Annotated in this window: 15 protein-coding genes; 10 read left to right on the forward strand and 5 right to left on the reverse strand. The window is 48.9% G+C overall.

Annotation, left to right across the window (positions count from 1 at the left end; translation table 11 throughout):
- The 9 genes from Q365_RS25820 to rpoC form a co-directional block, all read left to right on the forward strand.
- Window positions 1-372, forward strand: a 372-nt coding sequence (locus tag Q365_RS25820) for an EF-Tu C-terminal domain-related protein (RefSeq protein ID WP_035025234.1), incomplete at its 5' end; no start/stop codon positions are given.
- Window positions 373-591: 219 nt separating this feature from the next.
- The gene (gene secE, locus Q365_RS0116940) at window positions 592-963 is read left to right on the forward strand and encodes a preprotein translocase subunit SecE (RefSeq protein WP_028024460.1); all 372 of its coding nucleotides are present in this window, start codon (window positions 592-594) and stop codon (window positions 961-963) included.
- Window positions 964-973: 10 nt separating this feature from the next.
- The gene (nusG, locus tag Q365_RS0116945) at window positions 974-1,519 is read left to right on the forward strand and encodes a transcription termination/antitermination protein NusG (protein ID WP_028024461.1); all 546 of its coding nucleotides are present in this window, start codon (window positions 974-976) and stop codon (window positions 1,517-1,519) included.
- Between the two features lie 125 nt (window positions 1,520-1,644).
- On the forward strand, window positions 1,645-2,073 hold the full coding sequence (rplK, locus tag Q365_RS0116950) for a 50S ribosomal protein L11 (RefSeq protein WP_028024462.1): 429 nt from the start codon (window positions 1,645-1,647) through the stop codon (window positions 2,071-2,073).
- A gap of 4 nt (window positions 2,074-2,077) precedes the next feature.
- Window positions 2,078-2,782 (forward strand): 50S ribosomal protein L1, encoded by a 705-nt coding sequence (gene rplA / locus Q365_RS0116955; protein ID WP_028024463.1) that lies wholly within the window; start codon window positions 2,078-2,080, stop codon window positions 2,780-2,782.
- 233 nt (window positions 2,783-3,015) lie between these two features.
- On the forward strand, window positions 3,016-3,510 hold the full coding sequence (gene rplJ / locus Q365_RS0116960; RefSeq protein ID WP_028024464.1) for a 50S ribosomal protein L10: 495 nt from the start codon (window positions 3,016-3,018) through the stop codon (window positions 3,508-3,510).
- A gap of 60 nt (window positions 3,511-3,570) precedes the next feature.
- The gene (gene rplL / locus Q365_RS0116965; RefSeq protein WP_028024465.1) at window positions 3,571-3,936 is read left to right on the forward strand and encodes a 50S ribosomal protein L7/L12; all 366 of its coding nucleotides are present in this window, start codon (window positions 3,571-3,573) and stop codon (window positions 3,934-3,936) included.
- Window positions 3,937-4,167: 231 nt separating this feature from the next.
- On the forward strand, window positions 4,168-8,193 hold the full coding sequence (gene rpoB / locus Q365_RS0116970; protein ID WP_028024466.1) for a DNA-directed RNA polymerase subunit beta: 4,026 nt from the start codon (window positions 4,168-4,170) through the stop codon (window positions 8,191-8,193).
- Window positions 8,194-8,307: 114 nt separating this feature from the next.
- A complete protein-coding gene (gene rpoC, locus Q365_RS0116975; RefSeq protein WP_028024467.1) occupies window positions 8,308-12,522 on the forward strand; it encodes a DNA-directed RNA polymerase subunit beta' in 4,215 nt (1,404 codons plus the stop codon).
- 231 nt (window positions 12,523-12,753) lie between these two features.
- Here the strand turns inward: rpoC and Q365_RS0116985 are convergent, their stop codons facing one another.
- A complete protein-coding gene (locus Q365_RS0116985; RefSeq protein ID WP_028024468.1) occupies window positions 12,754-13,233 on the reverse strand; it encodes an Rsd/AlgQ family anti-sigma factor in 480 nt (159 codons plus the stop codon).
- Between the two features lie 142 nt (window positions 13,234-13,375).
- Here Q365_RS0116985 and nudC point away from each other — a divergent pair, with 142 nt between their 5' ends.
- Window positions 13,376-14,137 (forward strand): NAD(+) diphosphatase, encoded by a 762-nt coding sequence (nudC, locus tag Q365_RS0116990; protein ID WP_028024469.1) that lies wholly within the window; start codon window positions 13,376-13,378, stop codon window positions 14,135-14,137.
- Window positions 14,138-14,319: 182 nt separating this feature from the next.
- Here the strand turns inward: nudC and Q365_RS0116995 are convergent, their stop codons facing one another.
- Genes Q365_RS0116995 through Q365_RS0117010 form a run of 4 tightly spaced genes read right to left on the reverse strand, consistent with a single transcriptional unit; the run spans window position 14,320 to window position 18,502 of the window.
- The gene (locus Q365_RS0116995; RefSeq protein ID WP_028024470.1) at window positions 14,320-15,426 is read right to left on the reverse strand and encodes an acetoin dehydrogenase dihydrolipoyllysine-residue acetyltransferase subunit; all 1,107 of its coding nucleotides are present in this window, start codon (window positions 15,424-15,426) and stop codon (window positions 14,320-14,322) included.
- Window positions 15,423-16,436, reverse strand: coding sequence for an alpha-ketoacid dehydrogenase subunit beta (locus Q365_RS0117000; protein ID WP_028024471.1), 1,014 nt, complete (start codon window positions 16,434-16,436; stop codon window positions 15,423-15,425). The genes Q365_RS0116995 and Q365_RS0117000 overlap by 4 nt, the downstream gene beginning before the upstream one ends.
- 19 nt (window positions 16,437-16,455) lie before the next feature.
- The gene (locus Q365_RS0117005; RefSeq protein WP_028024472.1) at window positions 16,456-17,439 is read right to left on the reverse strand and encodes a thiamine pyrophosphate-dependent dehydrogenase E1 component subunit alpha; all 984 of its coding nucleotides are present in this window, start codon (window positions 17,437-17,439) and stop codon (window positions 16,456-16,458) included.
- Window positions 17,432-18,502, reverse strand: a complete 1,071-nt coding sequence (locus Q365_RS0117010; RefSeq protein WP_028024473.1) for an ATP-NAD kinase family protein — start codon at window positions 18,500-18,502, stop codon at window positions 17,432-17,434. The genes Q365_RS0117005 and Q365_RS0117010 overlap by 8 nt, the downstream gene beginning before the upstream one ends.
- Window positions 18,503-18,518: the final 16 nt, after the last annotated feature.

An 18,518-nucleotide genomic window follows, 5' to 3' on the forward strand; every position in this document is an offset into this window, starting at 1 on the left:
GGTGAGAACGTTGGTGTTCTTCTACGTGGTACTAAGCGTGACGAAGTTCAACGTGGTCAAGTACTGGCTAAGCCTGGTTCAATCACTCCACACACCACTTTCACTTCAGAAATCTATGTTCTGTCGAAAGATGAAGGCGGCCGTCATACTCCGTTCTTCAAAGGCTACCGTCCACAGTTCTACTTCCGTACAACTGACGTGACCGGTACTATCGAACTGCCAGAAGGCGTTGAGATGGTAATGCCTGGTGATAACATTGCTATGACTGTAACTCTAATCGCGCCAATCGCGATGGATGAAGGTCTACGCTTCGCAATCCGCGAAGGTGGCCGTACAGTAGGTGCGGGTGTTGTTGCTAAAATCATCGAATAAGATTTGACGACACACTAGCAAAAAGGGCATCATTTGATGCCCTTTTTCTGCACCAAATCTTTAGATTGAACTTTTTTTCGCCGATTGGTCGCAGTGATATACGTTTTAAGAGAAGAAAATGAGCGACGATGTAAGTCCGCATGGTTTTTCTTGTTCTTTTCACCTCGCTAACGCGAGGTTGTTGTCGTCGATGAAATAGATTAGTTACAGGTAGAATGTATGAAAGCGAATGCTGAAGCCCCAACCGGGTCAATGGACACCCTAAAATGGGTTGTGGTTTTTGCCTTAGTGGCGACTGCTGTAGTAGGAAATAGCGTTTACGGCGATATGTCTGTCGTACTACGTGCAGCTGCGGTTGTTGTGCTTGTTGCAGCGGCCGGTGGTGTTGCTGCGCTAACAGGTAAAGGCAAAGCGGCTATCACGTTTGCACGTGAGTCGCGTATGGAAGTGCGTAAAGTGGTATGGCCAACGCGTCAAGAAACTTTGCAGACCACTCTCATCGTTCTGGCTGTTACTGTCGTCATGGCGCTCATCCTGTGGGGTATCGACGGTATTATGGTCCGTCTGGTCCGCCTATTCACTGGCGTGTGAGGATAACTACATGAGCGAAGCTCCTAAAAAACGTTGGTATGTTGTTCAGGCTTTCTCCGGCTTTGAAGGCCGTGTATCTAAGTCTCTGAACGAGTATATCAAGATTCACGAAATGGAAGATTTCTTCGGTGAGATACTTGTACCTACCGAGGAAGTTGTAGAAATGCGCGCAGGACAGCGTCGCAAGAGTGAACGCAAGTTTTTCCCAGGGTACGTTCTGGTTCAGATGATCATGAATGATGAATCATGGCACTTGGTACGTAGTGTACCGCGTGTGATGGGCTTCATTGGTGGTACACCTGACCGCCCAGCACCAATTTCTGATAAAGAAGCTGATGCTATCCTGAACCGTCTGGAAAAAGCGAGCGAATCTCCAGTGCACAAAACTGTGTACGAAGCGGGTGAAGTTGTCCGTGTTACTGAAGGCCCATTTGCGGACTTCAATGGCGTGGTAGAAGAAGTAGATTACGAGAAGAGCCGCGTGAAGGTTTCTGTCTCGATCTTCGGCCGTGCAACGCCAGTTGAGCTTGAATTCAGTCAGGTTGAAAAAAGCTGATCGTTTTTTGCTCGGAAAGTATTGCTAGGGGCGCGAAATTTGAATACAATTTCGCGCCCTTTTGTTAAACGGGGAGTCTGTTTATTAAAAAGCAGACGTTTGAACCCAAATTTAGGTATTTAGTAATGGCTAAAAAAGTAGAAGCTTACATCAAGCTGCAAGTTGCAGCAGGTATGGCTAACCCAAGTCCACCAGTTGGTCCAGCTCTTGGTCAACACGGCGTAAACATCATGGAATTCTGTAAAGCGTTCAACGCACGTACAGAATCTCTAGAGAAAGGTTTGCCGACTCCAGTTGTTATCTCTGTATACAGCGACCGTTCTTTCACTTTCGAAATGAAGACTCCACCTGCTGCAGTTCTTCTTATGAAAGCTGCTGGTATCAAGTCTGGCTCAGGCCGTCCTAACACTGAGAAAGTTGGTACTATTACTGACGCTCAGGTTCAGGAAATCGCTGAGACTAAAGCGAAAGACATGACTGGTGCAGACATTGAAGCGATGAAACGCTCAATTGCTGGTACTGCTCGTTCAATGGGTCTGGTAGTAGAGGGTTAAGACAATGGCTAAATTGACTAAGCGCATGCGCGTTATCCGTGACAAAGTTGATGCTACTCGTGAATACGACATCAACGAAGCTGTTGCTCTTCTGAAAGAACTAGCTACTGCTAAATTCGTAGAAAGTGTTGATGTTGCAGTAAACCTGGGCATCGATGCACGTAAATCAGACCAAAACGTTCGTGGCGCAACTGTGTTGCCACACGGTACTGGCCGTGACATCCGCGTAGCGGTATTCACTCAAGGTGCAAACGCTGAAGCTGCGAAAGAAGCTGGTGCTGATATCGTTGGTATGGAAGATTTGGCTGACCAAATCAAGAAAGGCGAAATGAACTTCGACGTAGTTATCGCATCTCCAGATGCAATGCGCGTTGTAGGTCAATTGGGTACTATCTTGGGTCCACGTGGCCTGATGCCAAACCCTAAAGTTGGTACTGTAACTCCTAACGTTGCTGAAGCAGTTAAAAATGCTAAAGCTGGTCAGGTTCGTTACCGTAACGACAAGAACGGTATCATCCACACCACTATTGGTAAGGTTGATTTCGATGCTGACAAACTTAAGGGTAACCTTGAAGCATTGTTGGTAGCTCTGAAGAAAGCTAAGCCTTCTTCAGCGAAAGGTACTTTCGTTAAGAAAGTAAGCATCTCTACCACTATGGGTGCAGGTGTTGCGGTTGACCAGAATACTCTGGACGCACAAGCAAACTAATTTGCTTAAAGCGGGGAGTTACTGTACAATTTCCCGCTTTAAAATAATGGCTGATGTCCGCTAGTCGGGCTTCGTCCAAGACCGTAGGCGTTTCATCTTCGGATAGGAACTTAATCAGCCTACGTAGACGGTGCCAGAACATGATAGATAAATTCTTTCTTGGATCTGCGCCGTACTTACTCTCCTGCTGAGAAGCAGCGAGTGGTGTATATATAATCCAGGAGCAAATCCAAATGGCATTAAATCTTCAAGACAAAAAAGCAATTGTTGCTGAAGTCAACGAAGCTGCCAGTGGTGCCCTTTCTGCAGTTGTAGCTGATTCTCGCGGTGTAGCGGTTGGTGCAATGACTTCTCTACGTAAACAAGCTCGTGAAGCTGGCGTTTACATGAGAGTTGTTCGTAACACCCTTGCTCGTCGTGCAGTTGAAGGTACTGACTATGCGTGTCTTCAAGACACCTTCGTTGGTCCATCACTGATTGCGTTCTCAAATGAGCACCCAGGTGCTGCGGCGCGTCTTTTCAAAGACTTCGCTAAAGAGAACAAAAATTTCGAAATCAAAGCTGCTGCATTCGAAGGCTCTATCACTGATGCTGACGTTCTAGCAACGCTGCCAACTTACGACGAAGCTATCGCACGCCTAATGATGTGCATGAAAGAAGCGTCTGCTGGCAAGCTGGTACGTACTATTGCGGCTGTTCGCGATCAGAAACAAGAAGTTGCGGCATAATTTGCCTTGCTTTTAACTGGTTGCTATTTAAACTAATTGTTGACTTTAAAGAGAATTGTTATGTCTATCACTAACGAGCAAATCCTAGACGCAGTTGCAGAAATGTCTGTAATGCAAGTTGTTGAACTAATCGAAGCTATGGAAGAGAAGTTCGGTGTTTCTGCTGCAGCAGCAGTAGTTTCAGGCGGCGCAGCAGCAGAAGCTGTTGAAGAGCAAACTGAATTCGACGTAATCCTAACTGCTTGTGGTCCAAACAAAGTTGCTGTTATCAAAGCAGTACGTGGCGCAACTGGCCTAGGTCTTAAAGAAGCTAAAGCTGTAGTTGACGGTGCTCCAGCTCCGTTGAAAGAAGCTGTTTCTAAAGAAGAAGCTGACGCTCTTAAAGCACAGCTAGAAGAAGCTGGTGCTTCTGTTGAAGTTAAGTAATTATTGCTTAGCTTCTTAGCCTGAAATGGCTAATGGCTGGTGGCTAAATAGTCACCGGCCTTTTTGCGCTGTAGGGCAGTAGTGAATTTTGCACCCCGTTTAGTCACTACTATCCATGCAAAAAAACATCAGATTAACCCTCTGATGTTCCTACAGTAAACGGTTGGTTGTTTAGTTACTGTCCCTCAGTCTGGACAGTTTGGGTCACTTATCAGCGAGCTGAGGAACCCTATGGTTTACTCTTATACCGAGAAAAAGCGTATCCGTAAGGATTTTGGTAAGCGTCCGCAAGTCTTGGACGTACCATACTTACTGTCTATCCAGCTTGATTCTTTCGAAAAATTTATCGAGCAGGATCCAGAAGGGCAATACGGTCTTGAAGCTGCCTTTCGCTCTGTATTTCCGATTCAGAGCTACAATGGCAATTCCGAGCTGCAATACGTTAGCTATCGTCTCGGTGAGCCAGTTTTTGATGTTAAAGAATGCCAAATTCGTGGCGTAACTTACTCTGCACCGCTTCGCGTTAAACTGCGTTTAGTGATGTTTGACAAAGACGCACCTGCTGGCACCGTAAAAGACATCAAAGAACAAGAAGTCTACATGGGTGAAATTCCACTCATGACCGACAATGGTACCTTCGTAATTAACGGTACTGAGAGGGTTATCGTATCCCAGCTGCATCGTAGCCCGGGCGTCTTCTTCGACAGCGATAAGGGTAAAACCCATTCCTCAGGTAAAGTGCTGTACAACGCACGTATCATTCCATACCGCGGTTCGTGGTTGGACTTTGAGTTTGATCCTAAAGATGCTGTTTACGTCCGTATTGACCGTCGTCGTAAACTACCTGCATCGATCATTCTTCGTGCGCTGGAATACACCACAGAGCAAATTCTTGACATGTTCTTCGACAAAATTGTGTTCGAAGTACAGGGCAAGTCTCTGGTGATGGAGCTGGTACCTGATCGTCTACGTGGTGAAACTGCGAGCTTTGATATCGAAGCTGACGGCAAGGTATACATCGAACAAGGCCGCCGTATTACTGCGCGCCACATTCGTCAGCTTGAAAAAGACGGCGTTACAAAAATTGAAGTTCCTGTTGAGTATATCGTGGGCAAAGTTGCTGCACGTGATTACATCAACGAGGAAACTGGTGAGATCATTGCACCTGCTAACCAAGAACTGAGCCTAGAAACGCTAGCGCTTCTTTCTCAAGCAGGTCACAAGAAGATCGAAACCTTGTTCACCAATGACTTGGACAACGGCCCGTACATGTCAGATACACTACGTATCGACAGCACTACTGACCGTCTAAGCGCGTTGGTTGAAATTTACCGCATGATGCGCCCTGGTGAGCCACCAACGCGCGAAGCAGCAGAGCAGCTTTTTGAAAGCCTGTTCTTCTCAGAAGATCGTTACGATCTGTCTGCGGTAGGTCGCATGAAGTTCAACAGTTCACTGTGCCGTGAAGAAATGACTGGTTCTGGTGTACTTAGCCATGACGATATTATCCAGGTTATGCGTAAGCTTATCGATATCCGTAACGGTATCGGTGAAGTGGATGACATTGACCACTTGGGTAACCGTCGTATTCGTTCTGTTGGCGAAATGGCAGAGAACCAATTCCGTGTAGGTCTGGTTCGTGTTGAGCGTGCGGTTAAAGAACGTCTAAGCCTTGGCGACCTTGATGCAATCATGCCTCAAGATCTGATCAACGCGAAACCTATCTCTGCGGCAGTGAAAGAGTTCTTTGGCTCTTCTCAGTTGTCACAGTTTATGGACCAAAACAACCCGTTGTCAGAAGTTACGCACAAGCGTCGTATCTCTGCATTGGGTCCAGGCGGTCTGACGCGTGAGCGCGCAGGCTTTGAAGTTCGAGACGTACACGCAACCCACTACGGTCGCCTATGTCCTATCGAAACGCCTGAAGGTCCAAACATCGGTCTGATTAACTCGCTTTCTGCGTATGCACGTACTAACCCGTACGGCTTCCTAGAAACGCCTTACCGTAAAGTTGTTGACGGTAAAGTAACAGATCAAATTGATTACCTTTCTGCTATCGAAGAAGGTCAATTCGTTATTGCACAGGCAAATGCCGTGTTGAACGAAGATGGTTCTTTCGGTGAAGAATTGATCACTGCTCGCCAGAAAGGCGATTCAGGTCTGCACCCACGCGATCACGTTCAGTACATGGACGTTGCAACCAACCAGGTTGTATCGGTGGCGGCATCTCTGATCCCGTTCCTAGAGCACGATGATGCTAACCGTGCACTGATGGGTGCGAACATGCAACGTCAGGCCGTTCCAACTTTGCGAGCTGATAAGCCGCTAGTAGGTACTGGTATTGAACGTGCGGTAGCGGTTGACTCGGGCGTAACTGCTGTTGCTAAACGCGGCGGTGTTGTTCAGTCAGTTGATGCATCACGTATCGTTGTCAAGGTTAACGAAGACGAGCTAGTTTCTGGTGAAGCTGGTATCGATATCTATAACCTAACGAAGTACACCCGTTCTAACCAGAACACTTGTATCAACCAGCGTCCAACTGTGATGCCTGGTGAACTATGTGCTCGTGGTGACGTGTTGGCCGATGGTCCTTCAACCGACCTAGGTGAACTAGCACTTGGCCAGAACATGCGTATCGCGTTCATGCCTTGGAACGGTTACAACTTCGAGGATTCCATCCTTGTATCTGAGCGTGTAGTACAGGAAGACCGCCTGACTACCATCCACATTCAAGAGCTTTCTTGTGTGGCGCGTGATACTAAACTGGGTAGCGAAGAAATTACTGCTGACATCCCTAACGTGGGTGAAGCGGCTCTGTCTAAGCTTGACGAATCTGGTGTTGTTTACATCGGTGCGGAAGTGAAAGGCGGCGACATTCTGGTAGGTAAAGTGACACCTAAGGGTGAAACTCAGCTGACACCAGAAGAGAAACTACTACGTGCAATCTTCGGCGAGAAAGCGTCTGACGTGAAAGACTCTTCTCTACGTGTTCCTAACGGTGTATCTGGTACGGTTATCGACGTACAAGTATTTACCCGTGATGGTGTAGAGAAAGACAAGCGTGCGCTAGAAATCGAAGAAATGCAGCTGAAAGAAGCCAAAAAAGACCTGACAGAAGAGTTCTCTATTCTTGAAGGTGGTTTGGTGGCTCGTGTTCGCAATGTACTGGGTAATGCCGGTTACAGCCAAGAGAAGCTGGCGAACATGGATCGTCAGAGCATGCTAACGCAAACTCTTGATGACGAAGCGCTGCAAACTCAGCTTGAGCAACTGGCTGAGCAGTACGACGAGCTGAAATCTGACTTCGATAAGAAGTTCGATACCAAGCGTCGTAAGATCACTCAGGGTGACGATCTAGCACCAGGTGTCCTTAAGATTGTTAAGGTTTACCTTGCTGTTAAACGTCGCATCCAGCCTGGTGATAAGATGGCGGGTCGTCACGGTAACAAGGGTGTTATCTCGAAGATTAACCCTGTTGAAGACATGCCGTACGACGAAACTGGTGAGCCAGTAGATATCGTATTGAACCCACTGGGTGTACCGTCTCGTATGAACATCGGTCAGATCCTTGAAACCCACCTTGGCCTAGCGGCGAAAGGTATCGGTAACAAGATCAACAAGATGCTTAAAGAGCAGCAAGAATTGGCGAAATTCCGCGAATTCCTGCAGAAGGTTTACAGCCTGGGTGATACTCGTCAGCAAGTCGATATCAGCACAATGACTGATGACGAAGTGCGTACATTGATCCAAAACTTGCGTGCAGGTCTTCCGATTGCAACGCCAGTATTCGACGGTGCACCAGAGCCTTCAATTAAAGAATTGTTGAAGCTGGCTGATCTGCCTGAGTCTGGTCAGTTGAACTTGTTCGACGGCCGTACTGGTGAGAAGTTTGAGCGTCCTGTAACTGTAGGTTACATGTACATGCTGAAACTGAACCACTTGGTTGATGACAAGATGCACGCTCGTTCTACCGGTTCTTACAGCCTAGTTACTCAGCAGCCGCTGGGTGGTAAAGCTCAGTTCGGTGGCCAGCGTTTCGGTGAGATGGAAGTGTGGGCGCTTGAAGCATACGGCGCAGCATACACCTTGCAAGAAATGCTGACTGTTAAGTCGGATGACGTGAACGGCCGTACGAAGATGTATAAGAACATCGTCGATGGCGATCACCGCATGGAGCCGGGTATGCCGGAATCTTTCAATGTATTGCTGAAAGAAATCCGCTCGTTGGGTATCAACATCGAGCTGGAAGACGAATAAGCCAAGGCTTGCTCGTAACTCCCTTCGCACGAAACTGCGAAGGGATTTCCGGTATCAATATGAAGGCGCTGATAGCCAGCGCCTTTCTGGGTCAACTCCTCACAGGAGCCAAATGTGAAAGACTTACTTAAGTTTCTGAAAGCACAGCATAAGACCGAAGAATTTGATGCAATCAAAATCGGTCTAGCTTCACCAGACATGATCCGTTCATGGTCTTTCGGTGAAGTTAAAAAGCCAGAAACCATTAACTACCGTACCTTTAAGCCTGAACGTGACGGCCTTTTCTGTGCACGTATCTTTGGCCCGGTAAAAGACTACGAATGTCTTTGCGGTAAATACAAGCGCCTTAAGCACCGTGGTGTGATCTGTGAAAAATGTGGTGTTGAAGTTACTCAGACCAAAGTACGCCGTGAGCGTATGGGTCACATTGAGCTTGCTTCACCTGTTGCCCACATCTGGTTCCTGAAATCACTACCGTCTCGTATCGGTTTGCTGATGGACATGCCTTTGCGTGATATCGAGCGTGTTCTGTACTTCGAATCATACGTTGTGATCGAACCAGGCATGACCGATCTTGAGCGTAGCCAAATGCTGTCTGAAGAACAGTACCTTGACGCGCTTGAGCAATGGGGTGATGAATTCGACGCTCGCATGGGTGCCGAAGCAGTTAAAGCATTGCTGGCCAACATGGATCTGCAAGCTGAAACAGAGCTAATGCGTGAAGAGCTGGAAGAAACCAACTCTGAAACTAAGCGCAAGAAAATCACCAAGCGTTTGAAGCTTGTTGAAGCATTCCTTCAGTCTGGAAACAACCCTGAGTGGATGATCCTGACTGTACTTCCAGTTCTGCCACCGGATCTTCGTCCTCTGGTACCACTGGATGGCGGTCGTTTCGCGACTTCAGATCTTAACGATCTGTACCGTCGTGTCATCAACCGTAACAACCGTCTGAAACGCCTACTTGATTTGGCGGCACCTGACATCATCGTACGTAACGAAAAACGTATGCTGCAAGAGTCAGTTGATGCCCTGCTAGACAACGGTCGTCGTGGTCGTGCCATTACTGGTTCGAACAAGCGTCCGCTTAAGTCTCTAGCTGACATGATCAAAGGTAAGCAAGGTCGTTTCCGTCAGAACTTGCTTGGTAAGCGCGTAGACTACTCTGGTCGTTCGGTAATCACCGTAGGTCCATACCTTCGTCTACATCAGTGTGGTCTTCCTAAGAAGATGGCACTTGAGCTATTCAAACCATTCATCTATGGCAAGCTAGAAGCACGTGGTCTTGCGACGACGATCAAAGCTGCTAAGAAGATGGTTGAGCGCGAAGAAGCAGTTGTTTGGGATATCTTGGATGAAGTTATCCGTGAACACCCAGTATTGCTAAACCGTGCACCAACACTTCACCGTTTGGGTATTCAGGCATTTGAACCTGTACTGATCGAAGGTAAAGCGATTCAGCTTCACCCGCTGGTTTGTGCGGCATACAACGCCGACTTCGATGGTGACCAAATGGCGGTACACGTACCGTTGACGTTGGAAGCTCAGCTTGAAGCACGTGCTCTGATGATGTCGACCAACAACATCCTGTCTCCTGCGTCCGGTGATCCAATCATCGTACCTTCTCAGGACGTTGTATTGGGTCTGTACTACATGACCCGCGACAAAGTTAACGCGAAAGGCGAAGGCCTTTACCTGTCAGGCTCTGCGGAAGCTGAAAAAGCTTACCGTACTGGCAACGCTGAACTGCACGCTCGCGTAAAAGTACGCTTGAAAGAAGTGCTGTTCGACGAGATGGGTAACCGCACAGAGACTGTAGAACTGCGTGACACCACCGTTGGTCGTGCAATGTTGTGGCAAATCGTGCCTGAAGGCCTGCCATACGACATCGTTAACCAAGCGTTGGGTAAAAAGCAGATCTCTAACTTGCTGAACACTTGTTACCGTAAGCTGGGTCTGAAAGACACCGTTATCTTCGCTGACCAAATCATGTACACCGGTTTCGCTTACGCGGCACTGTCTGGTGTATCTGTTGGTATCGACGACATGGTGATCCCACAGGCTAAATACGACCTGATCGAAGCAGCTGAAGCTGAAGTTGCTGAAATTCAGGAGCAGTTCCAGTCTGGTCTGGTAACCGCTGGCGAACGTTATAACAAAGTTATCGATATCTGGGCTGCGGCGAACGAACAAGTTGCTAAAGCGATGATGGATAACCTGTCTCACGACACTGTTATTAACCGCGATGGCGAGCAAGAAGAACAGAAATCGTTTAACAGCGTTTACATGATGGCCGATTCTGGTGCTCGTGGTTCGGCTGCTCAGATTCGTCAGTTGGCGGGTATGCGTGGTCTGATGGCTAAGCCAGATGGCTCAATCATCGAAACGCCAATCACCGCGAACTTCCGTGAAGGTCTGAACGTACTTCAGTACTTTATCTCGACGCACGGTGCTCGTAAGGGTCTTGCGGATACCGCACTTAAGACTGCGAACTCAGGTTACCTGACTCGTCGTCTAGTAGACGTTGCACAAGATGTTGTTGTAACTGAATCCGACTGTGGTACCAGCGAAGGTATCCACATGATGGCTGTTATCGAAGGCGGCGACGTTAAAGAAGCACTGCGTGAGCGTGTTCTTGGTCGTGTTGTTGCTGAAGACGTCATGAAACCTGGTACAGAAGAAGTTCTAGCACCTCGTAACACGCTTCTTGATGAGAAGTGGTGTGAGATCTTAGAACAGAACTCTGTTGACCAAGTGAAAGTGCGCTCTGTGGTTAGCTGTGAAACCGACTTCGGTTGCTGTGCTAACTGTTACGGTCGTGACTTGGCACGTGGTCATATTATTAACCACGGTGAAGCAGTGGGTGTTATCGCTGCTCAGTCAATCGGTGAGCCAGGTACGCAGCTTACAATGCGTACGTTCCACATCGGTGGTGCGGCATCGCGTGCGGCAGCTGAAAACAGCATCCAAGTGAAGAACAACGGTTCGTTGCACCTTCACAACGCGAAGTTCGTTACGAACAACGCGGGCAAGCTGGTTATCACGTCTCGTGCATCTGAACTGACTATCGTTGATGAGTTTGGTCGTACTAAGGAAAACTATAAGCTTCCTTACGGTACTATCCTTGCGAAGAAAGACGGTGACGCAGTGGCTATCGGTGAAACCGTAGCAAACTGGGATCCGCACACAATGCCAATCATCACCGAAGTGGAAGGTCGTATCCAATTCCATGACATGGTCGATGGCGTGACTGTTCAGCGTCAAACTGATGAGCTGACAGGTCTGTCTTCAATGGTGATTTTGGACGCTGCTGAGCGTACATCTGCTGGTAAAGACATGCGTCCTACCGTTAAGCTGCTTGATGCGGCTGGTAACGACATCATGATCCCAGGTACCGACATGCCTGCACAATACTTCCTACCTGGTAAAGCAATTGTCCAGTTGGAAGATGGTGCAACAGTTGGTATCGGTGAAGTTCTTTCGCGTATCCCGCAAGCTGCAAGTGGTACGAAAGATATCACCGGTGGTCTGCCACGCGTAGCCGACCTGTTCGAAGCTCGTAAGCCTAAAGAACCTGCAATTTTGGCAGAGATCACGGGTGCAATTTCCTTCGGTAAAGAAACCAAAGGTAAACGCCGCCTGATCATCACGCCAACTGACGGTTCACCATACGAAGAGATGATTCCTAAGTGGCGTCAACTGAACGTATTCGAAGGTGAAAAAGTTGAGAAGGGTGACGTAATCGCTGATGGTCCAGAATCTCCACACGACATTCTGCGTCTACGTGGTGTACGTGCGGTAACTGAATACATCACTAACGAAGTGCAAGACGTTTACCGTCTGCAAGGCGTTAAGATTAACGATAAGCACATCGAGACTATCGTTCGTCAGATGCTACGTAAGGTAACTATCACATCTTCTGGTGACTCTGAGTTCCTAGAAGGTGAGCAGGTAGAATTCTCTCGCGTAACCATTGCGAACCGTAAGCTTGAAGACGAAGGCAAGCAAATTGCTTCTTTCGGACGTGATCTGTTGGGTATTACTAAAGCGTCTCTGGCAACTGAGTCGTTCATCTCTGCAGCATCGTTCCAAGAAACGACTCGCGTACTTACTGAAGCTGCGGTTTCTGGTAAGCGTGATGAGCTTCGTGGTCTTAAAGAGAACGTTATCGTTGGTCGCCTGATCCCTGCAGGTACAGGTTTTGCTTACCACAAGACGCGTCAAACTCGTCGTCAAGTGGTAGAAGCACCTGTTGCTCCGCAAATGGATGCTGAACAAGCATCTCAGGATCTAGCAGCACTTCTAAACGCTGGTCTTAACGACGACCTTTAAGTCTCTGACTTGAAGTGAAAAAAGGCACCCTCCGGGGTGCCTTTTTTATTGCCTAATGAAAAGCATGCTGACAATTCTGGTGCTAAACGAGAAACGAGAAACGAGAAACGAGAAACGAGAAACGAGAAACGAGAAACGAGAAACGAGAAACGAGAGAGATATAGACACTAAAGCCGGCTAGTGAAGGGCACTAACCGGAGAGCGGGATGTTCTAAGACACGATACTAGACGTTAAGCCCCTGGCGGGATCGACAGACTATCGGCAATAAGCTGAATAAGCATATCTTCTTGCTCGAAGCGCAGCTCCATGATTTCGCCGACACGAGAAATATCATTGTCAAAACGGGCGAAATTATCTTCATCCAATACGAATGCGCTGTATTTGTCATTGAACGTCAGCAGTGGCTCTGTGGTTTCTACGATGCGAGAGTAGAGCGTATCTATCTCGGCATTGCTGGAAAACCCAGTGGATTGCCATCGATTCATGACCATGTCATAAATTTTAAAATGCCCAGCAGATATGTAATCGACCAATGCTTCGCAGAATCGATTTAATTCCTGCTCGGTGGGAAGACAATTCTTATTGCCGCCTGACAGCCCAGCGACCTTTGAATATTCAACCAACAGTTCTTGTCGCAACGTCAACCAGTAGTCGATGACATCGCTGTATCCGCCCCACTGTTGTTGTGCTTTTTCGAGTTTATTAAGCATGACCACGTTCCTCATGATCAGCGCACCTGAGCGCTTTTATAGGATTTGAGCCATATCATTCTGGCTATCATTTTACTAACATCAGGTAGTTGATTTTAGAGTGCCCCAATTTGTCACGGTTAGCAAGGATCGAAACTGCGTTATGTCTGATCAAAAAGATCTTGTGTACTTGTGTTGTGCAAACGACGGAAAGTTATGGTTGCCCGATCACAGCTTGCCTTTAATTACCAAAGCAGAGCTTGAGGAAATGACGTTATCTAGCTACGTCATTGGGGAGTTTGATGGAAAAGAGGTTCACTACATTGCTGATAGTGAGGGATTTTCTGTTGACGCCTTTGATGGCCTTCGCAGCCAGTTGTCACTCCCTCCTGATTTGTTCAACCTCGCAGGTAGGGCGATACAACTCGACCACATGCGAAATACTCAGCGTTTTTGTAGTCTGTGCGGCGGCAAAAATAGTGTCGACGAGCAACATACGTCCATGGTTTGTCAGCAATGTCATACCGTGCATTATCCTCGTGTCTCCCCGTGCGTCATTGTAGCGGTAAGGCGAGATAGGGAGATATTGCTCGCGCACCATCCTCGTCATCGAAATGGCATGTATACCGTGATTGCAGGCTTCGTTGAAGCGGGTGAGACCTTGGAGCAATGCGTCGCTCGTGAGGTGTTTGAGGAGACCGGGATTGTCGTGACGAATATTCGCTATTTCGATAGCCAGCCTTGGGCGTTCCCCTCGAACCTCATGATTGGCTTTGTTGCCGACTACGCAGCAGGCGAAATTAGCCCAGACTATGAAGAGCTTACGGATGCACAGTGGTTTGATTTAGACAACTTGCCGCTGGTGGCGCCAGAGGGCACGATTGCGCGTCGGTTGATCGAAGAGGCGCGCACACTATGTGACTGACCCTTCGACTGAATTGGCAACTGACTCAGATATCCGAGCGTGATGTCAGTCAGTCACTCTCAAGAAACAGCTCGAATGAAATATGAAAGATGAGAGATAAAAGAGGGATGTGAATGCATCCCTCTTTTTTCTGCTACTTACCATCTGTTGCTAATTACGCGCTGTTGCTGGTCGCGATGTTGTTACTGGCTGTGCGCCAAAATGATGGCATTGACCTCATTGGCTTTCTCCATTTGCACCATATGCCCGGTATTCTCAATAATATGGCATTCGGCACCTAACGGATGATGAGCATGTGACGCTGGGATCACCTCATCTTTGTCTCCCCAAATCACCAGTGTGGGCGTAGAAGGGGATTCGCCCATCGTGCGCATTTGCGTGCCCGCAGGGAAGAGTTCGCTCGCAAGATAGGTCAATGAAGAGGTGACGCCGTCCAGTCGCTTGTATTTGAGTACATCGTCAACCAAGCTACGCGTCACTAATCCTTTATCTGCAAATAACATTTGCAGAACAGGCTTCAGTTCACGGCGATTTTGCGCATGAATAAAGCTTTGTATGTAGTCTCCACTGATCTCTTTTCCAAGCCCAGCACTGGCAATAAGCGCCAATGACTTTGCTTTTTCGGGGTGTAGTTTTGCTACCTCACTGCAAACTAAGCCCCCCATCGAGTGCCCCACCCAATGCGCGTGACCCAGATTGAGTTCATCGAAAACCTCAACCACGGTTTGCACTAATTTCGCAAGCGTCAGTGCAAAGAGTGGAATCGCGGACTGGCCGTGAGCAGGCAAATCAATGGCTAGAACGGGGGAGGATGCGCTCAAGGCATCCATGTTAAATAGCCAATTGTCCAAGTCGCCACCAAAGCCATGGATAAGCACATACGGAATGCCGTCAGCATCCTTGTTCATTAGACTATAACGGACTTGCCCAACAGATGTGTTTGAGAATGCGTAAGGAGAGGCCTGTGTTTCATCAGACTCATCGTTGGCATCCGGTTGAACAAATGCAGCGATAAATGCATCGATTTCCAAATCAGTGACATCTTGTGGGGCAATGACTCCAAGCAAGGCTTGAACGCTATATATATCGCCTTCTTGTGCCACTCTTCGCCTAAATAACCCAGCATCTGGCGCTTCGACTTCACTGGCAATTTTATCCGTTTCAACGTCCATGATGATTTGGCCGACATTGATGAGATCGCCATCGTTGACATGCCATTCAACGAGAGTGCCCTCTTTCATTGAAAGCCCCCACTTGGGCATCACAATCGGTATGATGTTTGGGTTCATGCGTGTCCTCCCGCGATGGCATTCACGGCATCGACAATGGCATCGACAGAAGGAACAAACGCATCCTCTAAGGTCGGCGAGAAGGGAACGGGTGTGTGAGGCGCGGTGACCATTTTTATTGGTGATTTAAGAGAAGAAAACGCCGCTTGGGCGACCTGAGCGGAAATGTCTGCGGCAATAGAGCATCGTGGATGCGCTTCATCAATACAAACCAGTCGACCGGTGTTCTCGACACTTTCAAGCACGGTATCAAGATCTAATGGCGATAGGGTACGTAAGTCAATGACTTCGCATTGAATACCCGTTTTGGCTAACTGTTCCGCTGCGCTGAGCGCGCGGTGTACGGTTTGACCATAGCTGACCAAGGTGACGTCGTTGCCTTCTCTGATCACACTGGCTTCCCCAAAGGGAATGGCATAGCTTGATTCAGGGACATCGCATTCACTGCCGTAAAGGTTTTTGTGCTCAAGAAAAATGACAGGGTCGTTATCTCGAATGGCTTGGATCAGCAGACCTTTGGTGTCATAGGCGTTAGACGGACACACCACCTTTAAGCCGGGAATGTGCGTGAACAGCGGTGTGAGCATTTGGCTGTGTTGTGCGGCGGCTCGAAACCCTGCCCCACACATGGCGCGTATGACCACGGGCGTTTCGGCTTTCCCCCCGAACATATAGCGAAACTTAGCCGCTTGGTTGAAAATTTGATCAAAGCAGACGCCCATAAAATCAATAAACATGAGTTCAGCGATAGGGCGTAAACCGCAGGTCGCGGCACCAACAGCTGCGCCCACATAGGCACTTTCTGACAGAGGCGTGTCGATCAATTGGTTAGGGTGTTTGGCATATAAGCCTTTGGTAACACCCAATACGCCGCCCCATGCATCATCTTCACCGGGTGCGCCCGTGCCCCCAACAATGTCTTCCCCCATCATAAACACCGTGGGGTCTCGGCTCATTTCTTGATCAATGGCTTCATTAATCGCATCTTTCATGGAGAGTGTTCTGGCCATAATGATTTCCTTCCTTGAATTAGTAACTGACGTAAACATCTTTCAGCAGGGCTGACATGTCCGGAGATGGCGCAGCGATGGCTGCTTGAACGGCATCCTCAATCAGCGCTTTGACCTCGTCATCGATGCGATCGAATTCGCTGGTGGAAATGACTCCGCTCTGTTCAACGCGGTGACGCAAAATTTTCAGGCAGTCCCGGTTGTCTCGAATGTCTTTGATTTCGCCATCGGCGCGGTAGGTTTGTGCATCGCCTTCAAAGTGACCAAAAAAGCGCACCATTTTGCATTCCAGTAAGGAAGGGCCTCCTCCTTGTCGAGCGCGTTGAATGACCTCACCAGCGGCTTCATAGACGGCAAAAAAGTCTGTGCCATCGACCGTGATTCCAGGTAACCCAAAGCCTGTCGCACGGTCGACATATGAATCGCAAGATACTGCCCATTCTGCGGCGGTGGATTCGGCATACCCGTTGTTTTCTACAACAAAGATGACAGGAAGCTCCCACACCGCAGCAAGGTTAAGGCTCTCCAAAAAGGTACCTTGGTTAGAGGCACCATCACCGGTGAAACTGATCCCCACGCCAGTATGGCCGAGCTGTTTTGCCGCCAATGCGGCGCCGCAAACCAGCGGCGAACCAGCACCTAAAATGCCATTCGCGCCCATCATGCCTTTCGATAAATCCGCAATGTGCATGGAGCCACCTTTGCCGCTGCAAGCGCCGGTTTGCTTGCCATAAATTTCTGCCATCATGGCGTGAACATCGACGCCCTTGGCGATGCAATGACCGTGGCCTCTGTGTGTTGAGGCAATGCGGTCATTGTTGTTGAGGTGCATCATGATGCCGACGGCTGTGGCTTCCTCTCCGGCATAAAGGTGAACAAAGCCGGGAATGTCGCCACGCGCAAAATCGATGTGCAGACGCTCTTCGAAATCTCGAATGGTTTTCATCATGGTGTAGGCGTCGAGCAACTGCTCGCGAGACAGTGGAAAGGGATTGTCACTCATGGTGTTCTCCTTGTGATAGCGGGGTGGGCATCTGCCCATGGTGTTGAATAAACAGACCTTGTCGGGCGGCAAACGCCATACATTGCTCGACATTGATGGTGTGAAAAGCATCAGAACGTAAGGTGATGCTGATGGCATCATTGGTGGTAAATGGCCACTCACGCTCCCCATCCAAGGCAAGAGAGCCAGAAGATGACGCAAGCGACAGGGGAACGTTGGGTGGAAATGCGTTAAACGTTTCGATGGGAAGCGTGGCAATGAGTCCCGGCGCCAAAGGGGCAGATAGCGACAACGATGGGGGCGATGAATGACGGGCAAATTGAACATGTAACCCAGCAGGCTCTTCACGGGTGATGGGATGCAATAAGCCAGCGATGGAAGACAAACCAATACCATCGGTGCGGCCGAATGTGACGAACAATTCCTTCAGGCTGTCAGCGCGCCAAACTGCAAGCGCGCCAGTAAATTGCTCTCGCACCACGGCGACATCAACCAATGCGATGTCTCGCTGATGATTGAGTGTCACTTCAAGCCATTTGTTACCGCGAAAAGCCAGCGCGGCAGGGATCGTTCCGCTGACCGCCAGACCCGTCGCTAGTCCTGTGATGGTGGGTTCCTGTAGTGGCGGAAACGCGTTGTTTGTGCCGCTCGACACACCCGCAATGGGAATGTTTCCGCACTCACGTACCACCAGTCGATGCGTTCCATCGCCGCCAAGTACCACAATCGCCGCGACGTTTTGTTCCTTCATGAGCTGCGCAGCCATGACCGTATCTTGAGATGTGCCCGTGACGGGCATATCTAACCATTCCAACGCCGGAAAGCGGGCGTTATCCGCCCGTTGCGCCTGTTTCAACCCGCGGCGAATATGCACACCAAGGCCTGCTCGCTCTGGCATCATCACCACGTTATTCACCCCAGAGTGACGCAGACCTGCCAATATCCGCAGCACCATGTTGGCGCGGTCAGTGATTTGTAAGTTGGCGGCATGCGCGATGATCCGACGGATATCGCGGGCAGAAACCGGGTTTGCGATGATGCCGACAGTGATTGGCTTGGTCACAATGTATTCGTCCTTG

Origin of the sequence: Enterovibrio calviensis DSM 14347, assembly GCF_000621165.1 — a bacterium.
Lineage (GTDB): Bacteria > Pseudomonadota > Gammaproteobacteria > Enterobacterales > Vibrionaceae > Enterovibrio > Enterovibrio calviensis.

What these genes read in the sequence shown, in the direction of transcription:
- secE (WP_028024460.1), top strand. Translation starts at nt 592, where the DNA reads ATGAAAGCGAATGCTGAAGCCCCAACCGGGTCAATGGACACCCTAAAA.
- nusG (WP_028024461.1), top strand. Translation starts at nt 974, where the DNA reads ATGAGCGAAGCTCCTAAAAAACGTTGGTATGTTGTTCAGGCTTTCTCC.
- rplK (WP_028024462.1), top strand. Translation starts at nt 1,645, where the DNA reads ATGGCTAAAAAAGTAGAAGCTTACATCAAGCTGCAAGTTGCAGCAGGT.
- rplA (WP_028024463.1), top strand. Translation starts at nt 2,078, where the DNA reads ATGGCTAAATTGACTAAGCGCATGCGCGTTATCCGTGACAAAGTTGAT.
- rplJ (WP_028024464.1), top strand. Translation starts at nt 3,016, where the DNA reads ATGGCATTAAATCTTCAAGACAAAAAAGCAATTGTTGCTGAAGTCAAC.
- rplL (WP_028024465.1), top strand. Translation starts at nt 3,571, where the DNA reads ATGTCTATCACTAACGAGCAAATCCTAGACGCAGTTGCAGAAATGTCT.
- rpoB (WP_028024466.1), top strand. Translation starts at nt 4,168, where the DNA reads ATGGTTTACTCTTATACCGAGAAAAAGCGTATCCGTAAGGATTTTGGT.
- Q365_RS0116985 (WP_028024468.1), bottom strand. Translation starts at nt 13,233, where the DNA reads ATGCTTAATAAACTCGAAAAAGCACAACAACAGTGGGGCGGATACAGC.
- nudC (WP_028024469.1), top strand. Translation starts at nt 13,376, where the DNA reads ATGTCTGATCAAAAAGATCTTGTGTACTTGTGTTGTGCAAACGACGGA.
- Q365_RS0116995 (WP_028024470.1), bottom strand. Translation starts at nt 15,426, where the DNA reads ATGAACCCAAACATCATACCGATTGTGATGCCCAAGTGGGGGCTTTCA.
- Q365_RS0117000 (WP_028024471.1), bottom strand. Translation starts at nt 16,436, where the DNA reads ATGGCCAGAACACTCTCCATGAAAGATGCGATTAATGAAGCCATTGAT.
- Q365_RS0117005 (WP_028024472.1), bottom strand. Translation starts at nt 17,439, where the DNA reads ATGAGTGACAATCCCTTTCCACTGTCTCGCGAGCAGTTGCTCGACGCC.